At 71.4% G+C, this 20529-nt stretch carries 17 protein-coding genes; 6 read left to right on the top strand and 11 right to left on the bottom strand.

Features of this window, described 5'->3' with window-relative positions:
• Window positions 1-232 precede the first annotated feature (232 nt).
• Complete coding sequence (locus tag AC07FJ_RS24685; protein WP_479051461.1) at window positions 233-1192, bottom strand: DNA polymerase Y family protein; 960 nt, start codon at window positions 1190-1192, stop codon at window positions 233-235.
• The gene (locus tag AC07FJ_RS24690) at window positions 1189-4647 is read right to left on the bottom strand and encodes a DNA polymerase III subunit alpha (protein ID WP_479051462.1); all 3459 of its coding nucleotides are present in this window, start codon (window positions 4645-4647) and stop codon (window positions 1189-1191) included. Before AC07FJ_RS24690 ends, AC07FJ_RS24685 begins: the two co-directional genes overlap by 4 nt.
• A 186-nt stretch (window positions 4648-4833) precedes the next feature.
• Between AC07FJ_RS24690 and AC07FJ_RS24695 the strand changes: the two genes are divergently transcribed.
• Window positions 4834-5841, top strand: coding sequence for a YhgE/Pip domain-containing protein (locus AC07FJ_RS24695; RefSeq protein WP_479051463.1), 1008 nt, complete (start codon window positions 4834-4836; stop codon window positions 5839-5841).
• Between the two features lie 93 nt (window positions 5842-5934).
• Here AC07FJ_RS24695 and AC07FJ_RS24700 read toward each other — a convergent pair whose 3' ends face one another.
• Complete coding sequence (locus AC07FJ_RS24700) at window positions 5935-7008, bottom strand: S1 family peptidase (RefSeq protein ID WP_479051464.1); 1074 nt, start codon at window positions 7006-7008, stop codon at window positions 5935-5937.
• Between the two features lie 273 nt (window positions 7009-7281).
• On the opposite strand from AC07FJ_RS24700, the gene AC07FJ_RS24705 reads away from it, so the two are divergent.
• Both AC07FJ_RS24705 and AC07FJ_RS24710 read left to right on the top strand, forming a co-directional pair.
• Entirely contained in the window at window positions 7282-8130 is an 849-nt protein-coding gene (locus AC07FJ_RS24705) for an alpha/beta fold hydrolase (protein ID WP_479051529.1), read from the top strand.
• An 85-nt stretch (window positions 8131-8215) separates the two neighbouring features.
• Window positions 8216-8512 (top strand): hypothetical protein, encoded by a 297-nt coding sequence (locus AC07FJ_RS24710; protein WP_479051465.1) that lies wholly within the window; start codon window positions 8216-8218, stop codon window positions 8510-8512.
• Window positions 8513-8602: 90 nt separating this feature from the next.
• Here the strand turns inward: AC07FJ_RS24710 and AC07FJ_RS24715 are convergent, their stop codons facing one another.
• The 6 genes from AC07FJ_RS24715 to AC07FJ_RS24740 all read right to left on the bottom strand — a co-directional run bounded on the left by AC07FJ_RS24715 (window position 8603) and on the right by AC07FJ_RS24740 (window position 12389).
• Window positions 8603-9202, bottom strand: a complete 600-nt coding sequence (locus AC07FJ_RS24715) for a hypothetical protein (protein ID WP_479051466.1) — start codon at window positions 9200-9202, stop codon at window positions 8603-8605.
• 230 nt (window positions 9203-9432) lie between these two features.
• Window positions 9433-9696, bottom strand: coding sequence for a hypothetical protein (locus AC07FJ_RS24720; RefSeq protein ID WP_479051467.1), 264 nt, complete (start codon window positions 9694-9696; stop codon window positions 9433-9435).
• 136 nt (window positions 9697-9832) lie between these two features.
• On the bottom strand, window positions 9833-10375 hold the full coding sequence (locus tag AC07FJ_RS24725) for an NUDIX hydrolase (RefSeq protein WP_479051468.1): 543 nt from the start codon (window positions 10373-10375) through the stop codon (window positions 9833-9835).
• A 5-nt stretch (window positions 10376-10380) separates the two neighbouring features.
• Window positions 10381-11502 (bottom strand): adenosylhomocysteinase, encoded by a 1122-nt coding sequence (locus AC07FJ_RS24730; protein WP_479051469.1) that lies wholly within the window; start codon window positions 11500-11502, stop codon window positions 10381-10383.
• 51 nt (window positions 11503-11553) lie between these two features.
• Window positions 11554-11955: an ATP-binding protein gene (locus tag AC07FJ_RS24735; RefSeq protein WP_479051470.1), complete on the bottom strand. Its 402-nt coding sequence runs from the start codon at window positions 11953-11955 to the stop codon at window positions 11554-11556.
• 8 nt (window positions 11956-11963) lie between these two features.
• Complete coding sequence (locus AC07FJ_RS24740) at window positions 11964-12389, bottom strand: hypothetical protein (protein ID WP_479051471.1); 426 nt, start codon at window positions 12387-12389, stop codon at window positions 11964-11966.
• A 154-nt stretch (window positions 12390-12543) separates the two neighbouring features.
• On the opposite strand from AC07FJ_RS24740, the gene AC07FJ_RS24745 reads away from it, so the two are divergent.
• The 3 genes from AC07FJ_RS24745 to AC07FJ_RS24755 are packed head-to-tail and all read left to right on the top strand — an operon-like array spanning window position 12544 to window position 15066.
• Window positions 12544-13665: a helix-turn-helix domain-containing protein gene (locus tag AC07FJ_RS24745; RefSeq protein WP_479051472.1), complete on the top strand. Its 1122-nt coding sequence runs from the start codon at window positions 12544-12546 to the stop codon at window positions 13663-13665.
• Entirely contained in the window at window positions 13662-14330 is a 669-nt protein-coding gene (locus AC07FJ_RS24750) for a YdcF family protein (RefSeq protein ID WP_479051473.1), read from the top strand. Before AC07FJ_RS24745 ends, AC07FJ_RS24750 begins: the two co-directional genes overlap by 4 nt.
• Complete coding sequence (locus tag AC07FJ_RS24755; RefSeq protein WP_479051474.1) at window positions 14272-15066, top strand: WbqC family protein; 795 nt, start codon at window positions 14272-14274, stop codon at window positions 15064-15066. Before AC07FJ_RS24750 ends, AC07FJ_RS24755 begins: the two co-directional genes overlap by 59 nt.
• A 115-nt stretch (window positions 15067-15181) precedes the next feature.
• Here AC07FJ_RS24755 and fxsT read toward each other — a convergent pair whose 3' ends face one another.
• Both fxsT and fsxC read right to left on the bottom strand, forming a co-directional pair.
• The gene (fxsT, locus tag AC07FJ_RS24760; protein WP_479051475.1) at window positions 15182-19126 is read right to left on the bottom strand and encodes an FxSxx-COOH system tetratricopeptide repeat protein; all 3945 of its coding nucleotides are present in this window, start codon (window positions 19124-19126) and stop codon (window positions 15182-15184) included.
• On the bottom strand, window positions 19110-20441 hold the full coding sequence (gene fsxC / locus AC07FJ_RS24765; protein WP_479051476.1) for an FxsC protein: 1332 nt from the start codon (window positions 20439-20441) through the stop codon (window positions 19110-19112). Before fsxC ends, fxsT begins: the two co-directional genes overlap by 17 nt.
• Between the last annotated feature and the right edge of the window lie 88 nt (window positions 20442-20529).

Below are 20529 nucleotides of genomic sequence, written 5' to 3' on the forward strand. Positions count from 1 at the left end.
GAGTGGTCTCCCTGCGGCTCGAGGAAATGGGTGGGGCGTCGGCGGGACGCCCCGTGGCCCGGACCACTGATGGGGGACGCGGCATGGGGATTGCCGCGTTCATGCCAAGTTACGCAGAGGTAGCGGGGCAGGGGAAGTTACGCGTCGGTAAAAAAGCGGCCGCGTTACGCCGCGCCGCGCTATGTGCGCCTCGGCCGCGTCACTTGGCCCCGTTACGCACGCCTCGGCCGCGTTACGCCGCCAGCGAGCCCGGGCCGATGACGCCCGGCCCGAACCGGGCGCGCGCCTTGTCCGCCACCGCCTCCAGCCGCCGCGCCTTCTCGTCCGCCGCGTCGAAGGAGAGCTGGTGCGCGGCGTGTTCGGCGGGCATCAGCCCCTCCGCGCGCAGCCCGACGGCCCGCACCCGGGCCCGCTGCAGCCCGAGCGCCTCGTGCATCGCGTACGCGGTGGCCGCCAGGTCCGCCGAGTGGGCGCTCGGTTCGCGCAGGGTACGCGTCCGCGTGGTCGCGGTCCGGTCGGCGTACCGCACGGTCAGCGTCAGCGAGCGGCACACCTGCCCCTCGCCCCGCATCCGCGCGCCCAGCTCCCCGGCGAGCGACAGCAGGGCGCGCCGGTGCCGCTCCCGGTCCAGCTCGTCGCGGTCGAAGGCCCGCTCGGCCCCGACGGAGCGGGAGGCGGCGTTCGGGACGACGGCCGTGCGGTCGACGCCCCGGGCCCGCTCCCACAGTTCGCGTCCGGCCCGTGCGCCGACGATCCGCTGGAGCACGGCGAGCGGCGCGGCGGCGACGCGCCCGATGGAGTCGAGCCCGTACGCGCAGAGCGTGCGCGCGGTGGCGGGGCCGACGCCGTACAGCGCGGCGACCGGCTTGTCCCGCAGGAACGCCTCGGCGTCCTCCACCACCAGTGTCGTGCCGGGTGCCGCGTCCCGCGCCGCCATGCGGGCGAGCATCGGGTTGGGTCCGGCGCCGATGGCGCACTCGACGCCGTACAGGGCGAGCGCCCGGACCCGGATCACGGCGGCGAGTTCGGCGGGGCCGCGCCCGAAGTACCGTACGGCCCCGCGGACGTCGGCGAGCGCGGCGTCGGGCGGGGCCGCCTCGACGACGGGCGTGAACTGGCCGAGCATGCCCACGAGTTGTGGAAGCAGCGCTTCATACATCGGTTCCAGCCGGAATCGTACGTAGAGGATCATCCCGCGCTCCCCTGACTCTGGTGCCACAGTTTCTTCGGGACCTTCGCCGCCCCCTCGCCCGCCGGGCGCAGGTCGGCCCAGGGGTTCATCTCGTAGCCCGTCGGCATCGTGATGCGCCGCCCGCTGTCGGAGGACGACGGTGGGGCGCCGCCCGGCGCCGGCTCGGCCAGCCGCGCCGCGACCGCGTCCAGGCCGCCCTCGCGCCGCAGCTCCACCAGTTCGGCGAGGTTCCAGGCGGCGGAGGCCACCACGCTGTAGCTGCGCGGGCCGCGGCGCTGCACCACACCGCGTACCAGCAGCAGCCAGGAGTGGAAGACGGTGTGCGCGCACCGCTCGTGACTGTCGTCGAAGAAGGCGAGGTCGACCAGGCCGGTCCCGTCGTCGAGCGTGGTGAAGATGACGCGCTTGCCGGACCTGATGGGCGGGGTCTGGGTGGCCGCCTTGGCGCCCGCGACCAACACGGTCTGCCCGTGCGGGGCCGCGCGCAGCCGCTGCGCGGAGACGACGCCCAGCTCGGCGAGGAAGGCATGGTGATCGCTCATCAGGTTCCGCGAGGCGTCCATGGAGAGCACGCCCAGCTCGGCGCTGAGCCGCTCCTCCTCGGTGAGGTCCGGCAGCCCGATCGGCGCGGACTTCCGGCCGCCGGCGAGCGGCAGCTGGTCGCCGTAGGAGCCGGAGCCCCGCTGCATGCGGTGGAGTTCGGAGAGGTGCAGCAGCAGGTCGCGGCGGTTGCCGCCGAACGCGTCCAACGCGCCGACCTGGGCGAGCCGTTCGGCGACGGGCCGGCTGGGCCGGGCCCGTTCCCAGAAGTCGAGCAGGGAGGCGTACGGCTGCCCGGCCTCGATGCGCGCCGCCTCCGCCTCGCTCATCCCGTGGACGTCCGCGAGGGCGAGCCGCAGGCCCCACTTCCCCAAAGAACCAGACACCAGTTCGATACGGTGGGCGACCGCCGACCGGTTCACATCCACCGGCAGCACCGGCACCCCGCGCCGCCGCGCGTCCGCCAGCAGCAGCCGCTTGGGGTACATACCGGGATCATGCGTGAGCAACCCGGCGTAGAAGGCGGCCGGGTAATGCGCCTTCAGCCACGCCGACTGGTACGTCGGTACGGCGAAGGCCACCGCGTGCGCCTTGCAGAAGCCGTACGACCCGAAGGCTTCGACGATCTCCCAGGTCCGGGCGACCACGTCGTCCGCGTACCCCCTCTCCTTGGCGTGCCGCTCGAACCAGACCTTGATGCGGCCCTGCGACTCGGGGTCGGACAGCCCGCGCCGCACCGCGTCGGCCTCCTCGCGGCCGCAGCCGGTCATGATGTCGAGGATCTTGATGATCTGCTCGTGGAAGACGACGACCCCGTACGTCTCCTTCAGCGCGTCCTCCAGGTCCGGGTGCGGATAGCGCACGGGCGCCCGGCCGTGCCGGGCCTCGATGAACGGCCGCACCATGTCGGCCGCGACCGGCCCGGGCCGGAAGAGCGAGATGTCCACGACCAGGTCGTGGAAGGTGGACGGCTGGAGCCGCCCGACCAGGTCGCGCTGGCCCGGCGACTCGATCTGGAAGCAGCCGAGCGTCTCCGCCGACTGGATGAGCCGGTACGTGGCCGGGTCGCCGGGCCGCACCCGCTCCGGGTCGTCGATGTCGACGACCTCGCCGCTCGCCCGCTCGACCTCGGCGACCGCGTGTGCCATCGCCGACTGCATCCGCACGCCGAGCACGTCCAGCTTGAGCAGGCCGAGCTCCTCCACGTCGTCCTTGTCGAACTGGGACATGGGGAAGCCCTCGCCGCTGGTCGGCACCACCGGCGTGCGCCGCAGCAGCGAGGCGTCCGAGAGCAGCACCCCGCACGGGTGCATGGCGACACCACGTGGCAGCGCGTCCAGCGCCTCGACCAGCTCCCACAGCCTGCCGTACCTCTCCTTCTCCCCCGCCAGCGCGCGCAGCTCGGGCAGCTCGTCCAGCGCGGCGCGGGCGTCGCGGGCGCGGATGTGGGGGAAGGCCTTGGCGATCCGGTCGATGTCGGCCGGGTCCATCGAGAGCGCGGCGCCCACGTCGCGTACGGCGTGGCGCACCCGGTACGTCTCGGGCATGGCAACCGCGGCGACCCGCTCCGGGCCGAAGCGGTCGAGGATCGCGCGGTAGACCTCCAGGCGGCGCGCGGACTCCACGTCGATGTCGATGTCGGGCAGCGCGGGCCGCCGCACGGAGAGGAACCGCTCCATCAGCAGGTCCTGCTCCACGGGGTCGGCGTGGGCGATGCCGAGGACGTGGTTGACGAGCGACCCGGCGCCGGAGCCGCGCGCGGCGACCCGGATGCCCATCTTCCGGGTGTCCTCGACGACCTGGGCGACGGTGAGGAAGTACGTGGCGAAGCCGAGCCGCTCGATCGTGCGCAGCTCGTCGTCCAGGCGGGTCCAGTACGCGCGCTTCCGGTCGTGGCCGCGCAGCACCATCCCGGCGGCGCAGCGCGAGCGCAGCACCCGCTCGGCGGTGCGCCGGTCCGCGCCGACGAGGTGCGCCTCGGGGAAGTGCACGCTGCCGATGCCGAGGTCGTCCTCGGGGTCGACGAGGCACGCGGCGGCGGTCTCCTCGGTGAGGGCGAGCAGCCGGTGCGCGGTGTCGCGGCGGAAGCCGGCGGCCTCGGCGACGCGCTCGGCGGTGGCGGCCATCGCGGCCGGGTCCTTGAGCCAGCGCTCCCCGCTGTCGAGGCCCTTGCGCGGGTCGATCGGCACCAGGCGGCGGGCCGCGTCGAGGACGTCGGCGACCGGGCCGAGGCCGGGGTCGGCGTACCGCACGGCGTTGCTGAGCACGGCGCGGACGCCTTGCTCGGCGGCGAGGCCGAGGGTGCGGGCGGCGTGCCGCAGCGAGCCGGGGCCGGTTCCGGTGCGGCCGTGGTGGACGACCTCCAGGCGCAGGGCGTCGCCGTACGCCTCGCGCCAGGGGGCGAGGAGCCGGGCGGCGCGGTCGGGCCGTCCGGCGGCGAGGGCGCGGCCGACCTCGGAGTCGGGTCCGAGCAGGACGGTCACGTCGTCGCCGTGGTTGTCCCGCCAGGGCAGCAGCGGCGTGGGGCCTCCGGCGGCGTGCGCGGCGGTGATCAGCCGGCACACGGTGGCCCAGCCCGCCCGGGAGCGGGCGAGGAAGAGCGCACGGGGCGCGGACTCGTCGACGAAGGCGCCGCCGCGCACGGGGGTGCGGCGCCGCTCGGTCGGCGACCCGCCCCGCGGCCCGTCCTCCGGCGCCGGCGCGCCGGTCGCGAGGTCGACGCCGAACAGGGGGCGGACGCCCTCCTTGGCGCAGGCCAGGGCGAAGCGGACCGCGCCCGCGACGGTGTCGCGGTCGGTCAGGGCGACGGCGTCCATGCCGCGCTCGGCGGCGCGCGCCGCGAGCCGCTCCGGGTGGGAGGCCCCGTACCGCAGGGAGAAGCCCGAAACGGTGTGCAGATGCGTGAAGCCTGGCACCCGCACCTCCTGGATCGATCCGCTCTCACCTCCCCCACTCACCACCATAAACCAATTTCGAACGTCTGTACGACACGCTTTCCGAACGCCTCACCGAACACCTCCGCCGGGCGTCCCCGCCCCGCCGGGTCCGCCATTCAGCCCACCCCACCTGCGAAGACGCGGGCCACCCCGGAGCGTGGGGGCATGAAGTTCGCCGACGAGGTCAAGAACGCCGTCACCCCGCGGGCCGCGCTGCTGGTCATCGGCGTCCTCGCCCTGCAGTTGCTCTTCATCGCCTCCTACGTGGGCGCCCTGCACCATCCGAAACCCCGGGACGTGCCCTTCGGCGTGGTGGCCCCCGGACCCGCCGCCGCCCAGACCGCCGACCGCCTGGGCCGGCTGCCGGGGGACCCGCTCGACCCCCGGGTGGTCCGCGACGCGGCGGAGGCGCGTCGGCAGATCACGGACCGGAAGATCGACGGCGCGCTGATCGTCGACCCGCGGGGCACCACCGACACCCTGCTGGTCGCCTCCGGCGGGGGCGCCGCCCTCGCCAACGCGCTGACCCGGATCGCCACCGACGTCGAACAGAACCAGCGGCGCACCCTCCGCACCGTGGACGTCGCCCCCGCGTCCCCCGGGGACTTCAACGGCCTCTCGGCCTTCTACCTCGTCGTCGGCTGGTGCGTGGGCGGCTACCTGTGCGCCTCGATCGTCGCGATCAGCGCCGGCTCCCGCCCCTCGAACCCCCAGCGCGCGGTCATCCGCCTCGGCGTCGTCGCGCTCTCCGGAGTCGCCGGCGGCCTCGGCGGCGCGCTCATCGTCGGGCCCGTCCTCGACGCGCTGCCCGGCAGCATCCTGGGCCTGTGGGGTCTGGGCGCCCTCGTGGTCTTCGCCGTCGGCGCGGCGACCCTCGCGCTCCAGGCGGTCACCGGTGTCGTGGGCATCGGCCTGGCGGTCCTGCTCATCGTGATCGCCGGAAACCCGAGCGCGGGCGGCGCCTTCCCGGCCCCGATGCTGCCGGACTTCTGGCGCGCGATCGGCCCGGGCCTGCCGCCGGGCGCCGGTACGTGGGCGGCGCGCTCGATCGCGTACTTCCGCGGCAACGCGGTCTCCGGCCCGGCGCAGGTGCTCGCGATCTGGGCGCTGATCGGCACCGTGATCACGCTGGTGGCGTCGGCGGTACGCAAGGAGCCCGGCCAACCTGCGTGAGCGGCATGAGCGGCATGACAAGGCCCCGGGCCTCCACCAAGAGGGCCCGGGGCCTTGTGCCCGTGTCGGCCGATCCGCACCGGCCGTCCCGCGTCAGCCGATCCGCGCGCCGTACGCCGTCAGCGCCTCCGTCACCGGCTGGAAGAAGGTCGTCCCGCCGGAGGAGCAGTTGCCGCTGCCGCCGGAGGTCAGACCGATCGCGGTGTCGCCCGCGAAGAGCGAGCCGCCGCTGTCGCCCGGCTCGGCGCAGACGGTGGTCTGGATGAGACCGTGCACGATCTGGCCGTTGCCGTAGTTGACCGTGGCGTTGAGGCCGGTGACCTCGCCCTCGTGGACCTGGGTGGTCGAGCCGCTGCGGGTCACCTTCATCCCGACGGTCGCCTCGCCCGCCTTGGTGATCTTCTGCGCGCTGCCGTTGTAGAGGTTCACCTCGCTCGGCTCCGGGGTCATGCTGTGGTACCTGACCAGCGAGAAGTCGTCGCCCGGGAAGCGCGAGTCGACCATCGTGCCGATCGCGGGACCGCCCGCGGTCGCCGACCAGCGGCTGCCCGCCCTGCCGCAGTGGCCCGCGGTGAGGAAGTGCGGCTGGCCGTCCTTCACCACGTTGAAGCCCAGCGAGCAGCGGCCGCCTCCGCTGTGGATGGCGTCACCGCCCCGGAGGAACGGCGTGAACACACCCGGGGTGCGCCGCAGTTCCGCCTTCGACCCCAGGCTCCGCACCACGCCGCTCAGCTTCTCCCACGACGCGCCCTTCACGGTCCCGTCCGCCGTGACGACCACCTTGTTCGTCACCGGGTCCAGGGCCCAGGAGGTCCCCGGCATGGTCGCCCGGTCCGTCAGGGTCCGCCGGGCGTCGGCGAGCTCGGCCAGACTGTGGTCGACGACTCTCGCCTTGCCGCCCGCCTCGCGGACGGTATCGGCCGCGTCCTCGTCGACCACGTTGACCACGAGCGCCTTGGCCTTCGCGTCGTAGTACGCGCCGGCCGCGTCGCCGCCGAGCCGCTCGGTGAGCGTCGAGGCGAGGTTTCCGGCCGCCGTCACGGACAGCGGCCTCACCTCCGCTTCACCGGCGTTCGCCGTCTGGAAGGTGATGCCCGCGCCCAGCAGGGCCACCGCGGCTCCGCCGGCCAGCGCCGCACGCCTTTTGGGTATGCGTCGATGCTTCAACTTCGACCTCCTGTGGGGGGCCGTACCAGGACAAGTGGGGTGACCTGACACGGAGGATGGGAGTCCACTATCCCGATGCAAACAGGTAGCACACAAGGTCGACTTCGGGACGCGCACGCGATTTTCACTATGCGCCCCCGGCGCTCCCACGCCGGTAAGGCGACAATGCGTCCCCCGCGCGCCCCCTCTGATGGGTCATCATCAGACCTGTGACCCAGCGGAGGAGGCGGGGGCTTGCGACGTCGCATACGCACGGCGGACGGCCGGCATCTCATGGTGGAACGCCTCGGGGATCCGCGGGGCCGTCCTGTCTTCCTGCTCCACGGCACGCCGGGCAGCAGACTCGGTCCGGCACCCCGCGGCATGGTGCTCTACCAGCGCGGCATGCAGCTCATCGCGTACGACCGCCCCGGCTACGGCGGCTCGGACCGCCTGCCCGGCCGGAGTGTGGCGGACGTGGTCCAGGACGTGACGGCCATCGCCGACGCGCTGGACCTGGAACGGTTCGCGGTGGTGGGCCGTTCCGGCGGCGCCCCGCACGCGCTGGCCTGCGCGGCGCTCATCCCCGAGCGGGTGACGCGCACCGCGGCGCTGGTGACGCTGGCGCCGCGTGACGCGGACGGGCTCGACTGGTTCGAGGGCATGGCCGCGTCGAACGTCATCGAGTACACGGCCGCCACCACCGACCCCGACGGCGTCGCCGCCCGCCTCACCCCCCGCGCCGACGCGATCCGCCAGGACCCGGTCCGGCTCCTGGACGACCTGCGCCGGGAACTGACCGCCTCCGACCGGATGGTCGTCTCCGACGCGGGCGTCCGTTCGATGCTGCTGCGCAACTACCAGGAGGCGCTGCGGACCTCCGCGTACGGCTGGATCGACGACGCCCTGGCCTTCTGCAGCCCCTGGGGCTTCGACCCGGCGGACATCCCGGGCGAGGTGCTCCTCTGGCACGGCGAGCAGGACGTCTTCTCCCCGGTGGGCCACTCCCGCTGGCTGGCCGCCCGCATCCCCGGCGCGACGGCCGTCCTGGAACCGTCAGCGGCCCACTTCGACGCACTGCACGCCCTCCCCCGCGTACTGACCTGGCTCCTGGAGGACCCCCCGCCGCCGCCCCTCACGTGACGGCCCGGGGGGCTCCGGGCAGTCAGGCGCCTGGAGTGAGCGGGAGCGGTTCCACCCGCTGCCGCAGTTCTTCGGCCTCGGGCACGTGTCCGTACCGGTCCGGTCGGACGTGCATATCACTCACAGCCCCCGCGATCTGCACGGACCGAACGCCGTCCGCGCAGTCAAGGAAGGCGGTCCACGTGGACAGGGCCGCGCCGAGGTCACCTTGCCGAAGCTGGACCTGTCCGAGGTCGGCGCGGACGATTGCGCGGCTGCGCCGACGGTCGAGTCCGTGAATTTCCAGAGCCTGGTGCAGGCGCTCGGTTGCTCCGTTCAGGTCTCCGAGCCGGGTGAGGATCAACCCGGAGCGATGAGCCCACCGGCCGATGCTGAAGTGTGACGCCCACGTTTCCCCAGGCGAGGCGTCAGGCATATTCTCGATTGCCATCCGGGAGGCACTAGGCGAGGACGCTTAGCTCGAGCAGGTCGGCTAAGACGGCTGTTGTACTGGCCCGGCGGCTTCAGTGGCCGACGAGGCCGCGGCCTCGTCGAGGAGATCACCAAAATGCCCGAAGACCCACTCGTCGATCATCCTCGGGTAAGCAGCAATCAGGTCTCGCGGTAGAGGACAATTCGGCTCCTCGAAGTGGAATCCCCACTGCGAGACGATGTTGTCGCCAGCTGCCAGGTCTGAAACCGCGGAGCGCAGGCGGCCCACGTGCGCAAGGATGCGCTCCTCCCGAGCGGCACTGATGTCACCAACGTCGGCGCCCTCGTGCGCGATGAAGTTTCGCGCCTTCCTGGCCCGCCGCAGCACGTCCATTGTCTCGGTGGAGCACGACATGCGACCGGTCAGCTGATCCAACGTCGGTCCGAGCATCTTGTCGGCTGGAAGTGCAGCGATGGTCTCCTCGAACGTCGCGACCGGGTCAGCGTTTTGGTTCACTTCAACCAGGTTGATGCATCGGACCATCCAACGACACTTTCCCTCGAACGCGTTAGCGATGTGAAGTGAACGTCCGGCCGAAAGAAACAGCGCGTCAAGTAGGCTCGGCTCGCGGAGAGGCAAGTAGCCCAACGACCAAGTCATGGATCCACCGTAGTGACGATGTCCACCGAATATCCGGTGGTCGGGCAACTCCTCGCTCAGATGCGGGCACGCGCGCCTCTGAGCGATGCGGTGCGCCGGCGACCGGATGGTGGAGGAGGTGGTCCGCCCAGTAGGCGCCATCGCGACTCGTCCCCCGGTCCGGGGAGCGGACAGCGATCTCGGCACCAGACTTTGGTACGAGGCGCTGCGCCCGTCCGGCTTGGGGCCCCCTACAGCCCGTCGGTGTTCAGCTCAACCAGGTAGTCCCGCAGGAACCGGTGTGTCTGCTCGTCGGTGGCGCCGACGTATCCGGTGTCGAAGCGGCTGTCTGCCCAGGACGTCTTGCCACTGGCGCGGATGAGCAACTGCCCACTCGCGATCCGGTACTGCCGGTACTCGGTGAAGTTCTTTCCCGAGAAGCTAGTCCGCTTCTCAAAACCTTCATTCTGATCCAGCAGTTGCTGGCGTACTTCCCTCGTCAAGCGCACGGTCACCCTCACGATTCTCAACGGTGGGGGAATCATGCCACGTCTCAGCGGCTCAGCCCCGGCGGCCGAGGTCGGTGGTCGCCGGGGCTTCGTACCAGGAATGCTTGTGCAGCCGCCGTCCAGGCCGACTATGTCGCGGTGCTCAACGGATGGCCTCTGTGATTCGCTGCCGCAGCCGGGGATCGGACAGCTCTTCGAGGTGGCGCCAGGTGGCGCCGGAGACCTCTTCGGTCTGGAGTTCGCCGATGTCGGCGGTGGTGCGGAAGAGGAAGCGGAAGTCGAAGTGCTGGTGGGCGGGCTCGCCCTTGGCGGGATTGGCGTCGATGGCGTGGACATCGATGTGGAGGGGAGTCTGACTGTGCGGGGTAATGACGTGGGGCGGGATGCCGGTCTCCTCGGTAAGCTCGCGACCGGCGGCCTGGAGAAGCGTGCCGTCGGAGGCTTCGAGGTGGCCGCCGGGCAGCAGCCACTTGCCGGTGGCGTTGTGGAGAATGTGCAGGATGCGGCTGTCGGGTCCGACGAGGATCGCTCCGGCGGTGACGTGGCCGGGGAGGGTCCTGCGGCTCGTGAGGTCGTCGCCGTCGTCCAGGATCCCGAGGACGACACCGAGCTCGGTCTCGCCCTCGGGGTGCTGGTCAAGGTAGTCGGCGAGGGTGGTGCGGATGTGGTCTGCCGTGATGGCCATGGTGATCACCTGTTGAAGTAGTTGAGCCAGGTCGCCGCGATGGTGGCGCGGTCGGCCGCGGGGACCTCGTGGATGCCGGGAGCGAGGTCTTCACGGGTGAGCATCCTGATCGCGGCCAGAATCTCGGCTTGAACCAGGAAGATGAACGGCCCAACGCCGGCGCCGTGGATGAAGTTGACGGCGTTGCCGCCGTTCGCCAGATAGAAGTAGTGGCCGGTGGTCTGATACCGAGTGACATGGTCGCCGACCTGCGTGCGGGTGTAGACGTCGGGGAGTCCAGCAAGGTCGAGTTCGTCCTCGCTGCTGGTGACAGTGGCGATGTAGGTGCCGTTGCGGAGGTGGGGGAAGTCCTCGCCCCGCAGGGAGACCGCTCCGGTCGCGCAGAGGACGAGGCCGGCGCCGGACAGGGCGGCCTCGCGGTCGCGGGCGACGGCGAACCCTTGGGAGAGAGCCTGGGTGCGGCGGACGGGGTCGATGTCGAAGACGGTGACCTGGACGCCCTTGGCGTGCAGGAGCCGGGCGATCGAGGAGCCGAGCTTGCCGAAACCGATCACCAGGGCGGGCCGTCCGTGGGGGATGTCGCCGCGGTCACGCATGACGGCCTCGGTGGAGAAGACAACGGACTGGCCGACGAGGAAGTCTTCGGGCTCCTTCAGTGGAGACCTGGCGACGGAGATGACGGGACAGGGCAGTTTGTCGAGGTCCTCGTAGCGGCGGTGGCCGTTCTCGGTGTCCTCGATCACCCCGACGAGCCGGCCGGTGAAGCGGCTGTGGACCTCGGTGAGAGTCGGGGCGAAGTAGCCGCCGACGTCCAGCAGGCAGGTCGTCTCGCCTGCGGCCCGGGACTCGAGGTAGTCCAGGGCGGTGTCGTCGTCGGTGAACATCTCGCGGGTGAGGGCGTCGACCGGAACGGTCAGCTCGACCTCGCGTTTGGCGGCGGGGTGAACGGACTTGGGCTTGGGCAGCACCGCGGTCAGCCGGGTCATCGCGCCGACTGCGCGGACGAACGCGGGACGTTCGGTCAGCAGGTGCGTGATCAGGAACGACGCAGTCCGCTCATCGGGAGCGAACTGGGTGGCGATCCTGGCGAAGTACGCGTCCAGTCTGGCGCGTTCAATGGTTTCCACTGCAGTTCCCTCTCGTACGTTCCGTCCGGGGGCTATGCGGGGAGGGGACGCTCATGCTGTCGTCCCTCCCACGGCCTTGAAGCAGGACCAGACGACCTTCCCGAAGGGGACGCGGTCCTGAACTCCCCAGTCATCGGCGAGCGCGTTCACCAGGGCCAGTCCGCGTCCGGAGGTGTCCGTGCTGGCGGCCCGGCGGGCTCCGGGGTGCTGGCGGTGGCTGTCGTGCACTTCCATGCGTACGACTTCCTCGTCCGCGTCGAGCTTGACAAGGAAGCCGTGTCCGGGTGCGGTGCCGTGGATGAGCGCGTTGGTGACGAGCTCGGAGACGCAGAGCCGGATGTCGTCGGCGCGGTCCGGCAGGCCCCAGTCGGCCAGAACCCCGGAGACGAAGGACCGCGCCTGGCCGACTGACTCGGGGCTGGCCTCGAAGAACCACTGAATCGTCTTGGTCATCACGGTCCTCATGACTCGGCGTCCAGGGGGCGAGCGCTGCCGGGGTAGCGGCGCCGGACGGGGCCGCTACGGGAGACGGAGTGGTGGGCTGTGGGCTTGCGGACCAACAGAAGCCGCGCCCCGGCCGCCGCGACCCGCCGCCCGCGTTCAGCGGCTATGGCCTTCGGTCCCAGGTGCGACACGGCCGGGGTGATCACGCCATAGACATCCGGCAGCACGAGCACGTCCAGCAACCCGGTGAAGGCCGCCGAAGCCGGGCCAGCGGACGCGTCGCGGTCGGTGAAGACGCCGGACAGCTGCAGTTCGTGGCTGCGGCAGAACTCGGCGAGCGAGGCGACCAGCGCGTCCTGCCGCGCTTGGGAGGCCCGCACCAGCCGCAGAAAGCCGTAGACGACCGGGCCGCTGACCCGGTGATGCTCAGTGAGGGGTTCCATGCTCAGAACCGTCCAGAAGGTTCGACAAGTGGTGACGCCTTAAGCGTGGCGCCCGGCCAACTCGCGGCCAATGGCCAGCCGTTCTACTTGCGTTCCACTTCCGTCCTGCCGACTACACGGATCTGCTTCGATGATCGGTGGAAGGGAGTGACGCGTGGCGACCGTGCACCATTGGACCGGCCTGGAGGCCAAGGCCCTGCGTCTCGCCCTGCGACTGAGCGTGCGGGCCTTCGCTCAGCAGCTCGGTGTGGCGGTTGCGACCGTGTCCAAGTGGGAGGCCAAGCTCGCCGGCACCGAGCCGAGACCCGACACCCAGGCCATCCTCGACATCGCTCTCAGCCGCGCGGATGCCTCCGTCCACCTGCGGTTCGAAACGCTCCTGTCCGAGATGACCAGCCCGGTACAGAACGCCGGCCGACGCCGCGTCACCGCATCCGGGCCCAGAGCCTGGGAGTACGAGTCCTGGGCCGACGACCTCGACCGCGTCGTGGTCGCCCTGTCCCGACAGAACTTCGCCTTCGCCGACAGCCTCCTCACCCGGTGGCTCGGCCGGTTCAGGGCTCCCGAGCTGGACGAAAAAGGCCTGTATCTCCTCGCCCGCTCAACCGCCCTGCTCGGCGACCTCAAGCGCGACCAAGGCGTCGTCCTCGGCCCGCTGTCCGCCCAGCACTCCTATGCAGGTGCCCGCGCGGTCTTCGCCCGGCTCGACATCCCCCGCCGCGTCGCCCAGCTCGACCTCTCCCTGGCCGTGGTCACCGAGATGTCCGGCAAACTGGAGATCGCCGCCCGCAACTACGAGACCCTCGCCGTCGACGACCGGCTCTCCCGCCGCGACCGGGCCCGCGCGAGGCTGTGGGTCGGGACCGCGCTGAGCAAGGACGGCCGGCACGACTACGCGACCCGCGTCATGCAGGCGGCGACCCGCGACTTCGAAGACCTCACCGAACCGGACGACTGGTCGGTGGCCCACCAGAAACTCGCCCTCGCCCGACGTGGCGCCGGCGACCTTACTCAGGCCCTGCACTTCATCGACATCGCCCGCAGCAGCGGGACCACGGACTCACCGATGCAACGCGTGCGACTGGACACCGCTCATGGCCACATCCTGCTCTCCGACACCGCGACCCGGGATGATGGACACCTCATCCTCGACCAGGCCGCCAAGGTGGCCTCGCAGTACGGACTTGTCCACCAACTGCGCAGTATCGAGGGCATCAAGGCCATGAGCGAAGGGCCGACCGGGCCCCGGCGACGGCGACCAGGGAGAGACGCGTGAGCAACGACCAGCAGGGCATCACGGAGGACCAGTGGTGCCAGGCCAACCTGATCTGGGACTACCACCAGATGCGGCACGAGCTGCGGCCCGTCGACGTGGCGATTGGGTTGGGCAGCCACGATCTCGGCGTCGCCGCCTACTCCGCCGAGCTGTATCGTGCCGGGCTCTTCCCCACCCTGGTGTTCACCGGCGGCAACAGCCCCACCACCAAGGCCCGCTTCCCGCGTGGGGAGGCCGTCCACTTCCGCGAGCACGCCATCGACCTCGGCGTACCCGCCGAGGCGATCCTGTTGGAGCCGATCGCATCCAACACCGGGCAGAACATCACCCTGGCCCGCGAGGTCCTCGCCGCCGCCGGCATCCACCCGACCACGGTGCTGCTGGTCTCCAAGCCCTATATGGAAAGGCGGTCGTTCGCGACCGCCCGCAAGCTGTGGCCCGACGTCGAGATCCTCTGTGCGTCGGAGCCGCTGAAGTTCGACGACTACCTGAAGTCCATCGGCGACGAGAAACTCGTCCTGGACATGCTCGTCGGCGACCTCCAGCGGGTCATCGAGTATCCGAAGCTCGGGTTCGCCATCGAGCAGACGGTTCCGGAGGACGTGCATGCAGCGTACGAATCCCTCATCCGCGACGGCTTCACCAGCCGTCTCATCACCTCGTGAGCTGCCCGAACCAGGCGGGCTTTGCTCCATCCACCAGCCCAATGTGTTTCCGCGACTGACGACGCTGGCCAAGCTGTTCGCGGCGGACTACTGGATCGTCCTGGACGACGTACAGTTCACCCGCCGCGACCACCAGCACCGAACGCGCCTCGCCGACCTCGACGACCCAACCCGCCGGCAGTGGCTCACCATCCCCACCCACCTCCCCGGTGGACGGTCCACCCTCATCCGGGACGCGTTGATCGACAACCCGGTTCTGGCCCGCCGCAGGACCGCCGGGACGCTGCGCCAGCACTACGGCAGCAGCCCCCACTGGGCCGCCCTGGCGAAGGCCCTGGACCCCGTGCTGGATGCCTTCACCACCGGCCGGATCGCGGCCGTCGCCCAGACGTCGACCCGCGTCCTGCTGGACCTGATGGGCTGGCAGGGCCAGATCCTCACGAGCAGCCGCCTGACCGCGCGGCCGGGGCGGTCACTCCGGCTCGCCGATCTGGCCGCCGCAACCGGCGCCCGGACGTATCTGTGCGGGACCGGCGGCATGACCTATCTCGACCCCGAGCCGTTCACCGCCCAGAACATCGCCGTTGCCCCGTTCCGGCCACCGACCACCGGCATCTGGTCCTCCGGCCACCACGTCAGTGCCCTGTGGGCCCTGGCAGCACTCGGTCCGGAGGCCGTGGCCGCCTGCCTCGGGGCTCTCGCCACCGACCACCGCCGTCTGCAGGCGGCAGCCTGAGCAAGCTCTGCCGGCCCTGTGGCGAGACCGGGACCGGTCGGCGCTGCGGCACCTCCTTCGACGGCTTCCGGACTCGCGCCGACTGGTCACCCTTCCTCGGAGCGGAGGACCCGCCTCACACCGCCAGCGGCTCCAGGTCCCGGTGGACGCGGCGCTCGTCGCGGGCCAGGCGCGTGAGGGCGTGGTCCTCGCCGAGCTGGCGCGACAGTTCCTCCGCGGTCTCGGCGCGCAGGTGGGCCGCCTCGTCCTTGCGGCCCAGCGCGCCGAGCGTGACGGACATGTTGGAGGCGACGGCCAGCACCTCCGGGTGGTGGCCGCCGAGCACCTCGCGGAGCAGGCCCACCGTGCGCCGCTCGATGCGCAGCGCCTCCTCCAGCTCGCCGAGGTCGGCCTTGGCGTTGGCGAGGTTCACCGTGCAGAACAGCACGTGCGGGTGGCGGTCGCCGAGCACCTCGACCAGCACCCGCAACGTGGCCCGGAGGGTCTGCTCGGCGGTGTCGGGCATCCCGCAGCCCCACTGGTAGATGCCGAGGTTGTTGAGAGCGGCGAGGGTGTACGGGTGCCGCTCCCCCGGCACCTTCATGTACTGGTCCACGACCTCCTGTGCGAGGTCCCGCGCCGCCACCGGCTCCCCGGCCGCGTACAGGTCCGCCGCCAGGTTGAGGTCGCAGGCGAGGGAGTCGGGGTTGGCCGAGGTGTACTTGGCGCGGTACCGGTTGCGCGTGGCGGTGGTGAGCCGCCGCGCGTCCTCCAGGCGGCCGGCCCGCCGCAGGGAGACGGCGAGCGACTTGGCGGCGGCGAGCGTGCCGGGGAAGGCCCGTCCGAGGGTGTCCTTGTAGATCTCGTACGTCCGGCTCAGCAGCGTCACCGAGTCCTCGTACCGCCCGACCTCCCGCAGGTCACGGGCGAGTGAGGTGGCGGACGACAGGGTGTACGGGTGCTCGGGACCGAGGACCTCGGTGCGGCGGTCGAAGACCTCCTGGTCGATCTCCCGGGCCCGGGCGTACTGCCCGACCATGCGCAGGTTGAGCGCCAGGTTGTTGGCGGCGGCCAGCGTCCTCGGGTGGGCCTCGTGGAAGATCTGGCTGAAGCCCTCGTGCGCCTCGGTCGCCAGCTCCATGGCCCTGCCGTACTCGCCCAGCGTGCCGAGGTCCATGGCGAGGCCGCTGGTCGTCATGTACGTGTGCGGGTGCGAGGGCCCGAGGACCTCCCGCTGCCGCTCCAGCGTGACCTCGTCGAGCTCCCGGGCCTCCACGTAACGCCCCTGCGAGCGCAGGATGTTCGACAGGTGGAAGCGCAGGTACAGGTACTGGAGGTCGTCGTTGCCCAGCATCTCGCGCCAGGCGTCGCGCAGCTCGGTGCCGAGCGACCACGCGGTCTGCCAGTCGCCGCGCTTCCACAGGTAGCGCACGCGGTCGATGAGGAGCCGCCGCGTCTCGGGGTCCCGGCACAGGCGCGCCTCCGACGGGCCGAGGTGGGGCCAGATGGTGGCGAACCGGGGCCAGGTCTCGGGGTTGTCGATCGGTTCGTCGTCGTCGGGCCGCGCCCCGGCGAGGATGCGGTGGACGGCGTGCCGGGCCTCCTTCTGCTCCTCCTCCGTCAGCTGGGAGCGGATGACGGCCTGCACCAGCCGGTGCACCTGGATGGAGTTGGAGACCTGGTCGACCTTGGCGAGGGCGAAGCGTCCGATCTCCCGGATCACCCGCCCCAGCACCAGCTTCTCCTGGAGCGACGCGTCGTACGGCTTGAGCGCCTCGATCATCTGCTTGCTGTACAGCAGGTTGGCGTGGATCGGCTCGGGCGCGAAGAAGGCGCACAGCTGCAGCAGCCGCACGGCGGCCGGTGAGCGCTCCTGGAGCCGTGCGATGGAGACGTTCCAGGTGGCCGCGACCGGCTCGGGGTAGCCGGCCGGCTGGTTGAGGGCGAGCGTGCTGGCGGCGGCCTGTTCCAGCTGCTCCAGGTAGGCGGAGACGGGCGTGGCGGTCTCGGCGATCCAGGCGGCGGCCTGCTCGACGGCCAGCGGCAGGTCGCCGACGGCGGTCGCCACCTTGTCGGCGTCCTCGGCGGTCAGCCCCTTGGCACGGCGCTGGAGGTGCTCGATGGACTCCTCGCGCAGGAACACGTCGACGGGCAGCGCGTCCCCGTACTGCGACCAGGTCTGGTTCCGGGAGGTCACCAGGATGTGGCCGCCGGTGGGGAAGAAGCGCTTCAGCGCGTCGGGGTCGTCGGCGTTGTCGAAGACCAGCAGCCAGCGGTTGGTGGGCACCCCGCGCCGCAGCAGGTCGATGGCCTCTTGGGACGCGGAGGCCATGTCCTCGCCGACCTGCGCGCCGAGCCGTACGGCGAGCTCGGCCAGCGAGGCGATGACGTCGTCCGTCTGCTCGGCGGAGACCCACCACACCAGGTCGTAGTCGGCCATGAAGCGGTGCACGTACTCCAGTGCCACCTGCGTCTTGCCGACGCCGCCGAGCCCGTACAGGGTCTGCGGCTGCGGCAGGACGACGGCGAGGCCGCCGCCGAGCTGGTCGCGCATCCGCTCCAGCACCATCGACCGGCCGGTGAAGCCGGGGTTGCGGGGCGGCGCGTTCCAGATCTTCGGCACGGTGCCGGGGAACCGCGGCCCGGGCGGCACGCCCTCGTTGAGTTTGACGGGCCGGTCCAGGGCGCGCAGCAGCGCGGCGGTGGCGCCCACCTCGTCGAGCCGGTACAGGTCCACGGGGTTGCGGTCGATGTACGGGGCGCTGAGCCGGACGTCGCCGACGCGCAGCGGCAGCAGCTGCCGCCGCCCGCCGCCCGGGTCCTCGGCGGCGGCCCGCTCCCAGACCTGCACGGCGCGGGAGGACTTCAGGTAGGCGCTGGAGAGCAGGACCACCGTGCGGGCGGCGCTCTCGGCGGCCTCCAGGGGGTCGCTGCCGGAGACGGCGGGGTCGGCGGAGACGTCGCGGGGTACGACGCGGAAGCCGGCCCGGGTGAGGACGGACTCGATCCAGTCGGCCCACATCCGGTTCTCGGCGACGTACGACAGGAACAGGTCGGCGGGCTGGGCGGGACGGCGGCGGGTGAAGGCGTCGCGGATCCGCAGCCGCACCTCGTCGTTGACGGACGGCATGGCGGTGACCTCGCCGTCGGTGATGACGGCGGTGAGCCGCTCGAAGGCGGAGAGCAGCGAGTTGGCGATGCCGGCGTCGTCGCCGAAGGTGGCGAGGGTCTCCTCGTACGCGTAGTACGGCCGGTACGGGATCTCGACGGCGCCCCAGTAGGAGGCGAGCTCCTCGCCGGTGAGTCCGCTCGGGAAGCCGTCGAACTTCAGCCGGGCCAGGGCGCGGCCGGCGTCGGCCTTCTCCTTCTCGCCCTCGTCGATGCGCATGGGCACGGGGAATATCCGGATGCCGCGGCCGCCGTACCGCTCGTCTATCTGCCGGGCGACGGCGGCGGCGCCGTCCATGGACTGGTCGCTGAGGGTGAAGCAGTCGACCAGGGCGTCCGGGAGGTGGACGGTGCAGATGTCGGCGATGTCGGAGAGGCCGGTGCGGCTGTCGATGAGGACGTAGTCGTAGGTGGCCTTCATGTCGTCGCGCAGGGCGTCGAAGAAGTGCCCGCCGCCGAGGCGGTCGTAGAAGTTGTCCCAGTCGAAGGTGGAGACGGTGGCGGAGTACTCGCGGTTCTGCCGGCCGGCGGAGACGAAGTCGAGGGTGCCGCCGTCGGGGAACTGCCAGCCGAGCGCCTCGGGGGTGAGGGAGACGGCGTGCGGCTGGATGCGCGCGTAGTCGCGGTGCCAGTCGTCGGGCCGCTGGACGGGGCTGGTGGCGGCCCAGGCGTACTCGGTGATCAGGTCGATGACACCGGTGGTGGCGCCGAGCGTGGACGGATCGAGGAAGGGGTGGAAGAAGCGGTGCAGCCCGGGTGCCTCCAGGTCCCAGTCGACGGCCAGGACCCGCTTGCCGTTCGCGGCGAGGATCCAGGCCGTGTTGGCCAGGGCCATCGTCCGTCCCGTACCACCCTTGTACGAGTAGAAGGTGACGATGCGTCCGTCACGGCGTCCGTCACGACTGGCGGTCATCCAAGTCCTCCGCATCGGGCGCGATCTCGTGCGTCTCGGGGGTGAAGTGCGTGGTGGCGTACTCGGCGGCCATGGGGCCGCGCAGCCGCGGGCGCTCGGTGTGGCGGCCGCCGGCGGGCGGGTAGACGGCGGCGTGCCGCAGGTACTGCTGGGCGGCCGCCTCGACGACCTGGGGCAGGATCTGGCCGAAGGCCTCCATGCTCGGTACGCCGCGGGCGGCGGCGCGGCTGGCGGCGCGGCCCTGGCCCATCTTGACGGGCATGGTCGCTTCGAGCTTCCCGGTGAGCTCGGTGTCGGCGGCGCGGCTCTGGTAGTCCAGGTGGTTGCGGGGGACGACGACGCTGACCCAGGGCCGGTGCTCGGCGTCGAAGGCGGCGAGCCGCTCGCGGCGTTCCTCGTCCTGGAGGGCCCAGCGGTCGACGAGGAGGATCTCGGGCCGGGTGGGGGGCTGCTTGGCGTCCAGCGGCCCGGTGTCGTGGTCGAAGGAGGCGACCGTGGCCTGGTAGTTGAGCGCGCGGACCAGGTCCTGGGCGACGTAGGCGAGGGGCCGGGAGGATTCGGGGTGGTACGGGTTCCAGTCCTGCGGCAGGTCGCCGTAGTACTCGGGAGCGCGGCCCTCGGGGAGGTCGTGGCGGGTGGGGGCGGCGACGGTGACCTGGATGGGGCGAGGGCCGCCGCCGGGCTGGCCGAAGGCGCTGGGGGCGAGGCGGTAGTCGACGGGCCGGCCGGGGCCGATGGCGGTGGAGTCGGCGACGGAGACGATGCGCTTGGCCAGTTCGTAGACGGCCCGCTCGTACTCCTCGGCGAATATACGGAGTTTGATCAGGCCGTACAGTCCGTCGGTGACATAGCGGTCGCCGAAGGCGCGGTGGTTGAACTGGAGCCGTTCGGCGGGGCCGGGGAGTTGTTCCGGGGGGACGGGGACCCAGAGGGCGGGGACGATGGCGTCGGCGGGTCTGTTGTGTTTCGCCTGGTGGTAGATGGCGCGCTGGGCGAAGGCGAACCATTCCTTGCCGCACATCTCGCTGGCGAAATAGCGCGGCGAGAAGAGCGGGACGAAGACCCGGCAGTTGGCCAGGACCTCGCCCAGCCGTTCCGACCAGCCTTCGCCGGAGCGTATCTCCCGGTCCATGAATCCGGCTTCGGCTCCGGCCGGCAGATCGGTCATGGCCATTACATGGCCGCACAAATCGCGGAACAGCCGTTCCACCCACATGTCGGGATCGGGGCCTCCGGCTCCGTACCTCGGCGTGTGGGCGTAACTCAGAAAAAAGTACGGCCGATGATCCGCCCCTCGCCGTTGCGGTGACGTCACGCGACCCCCGTCCTGTGTGAACCACTCGCATCAAGGATGGGAAGGATACGAGCGAATCAATCATTCCGGAGCAGGTTCGCTCCGCCCC

The organism is Streptomyces sp. NPDC045998, from assembly GCF_056430285.1.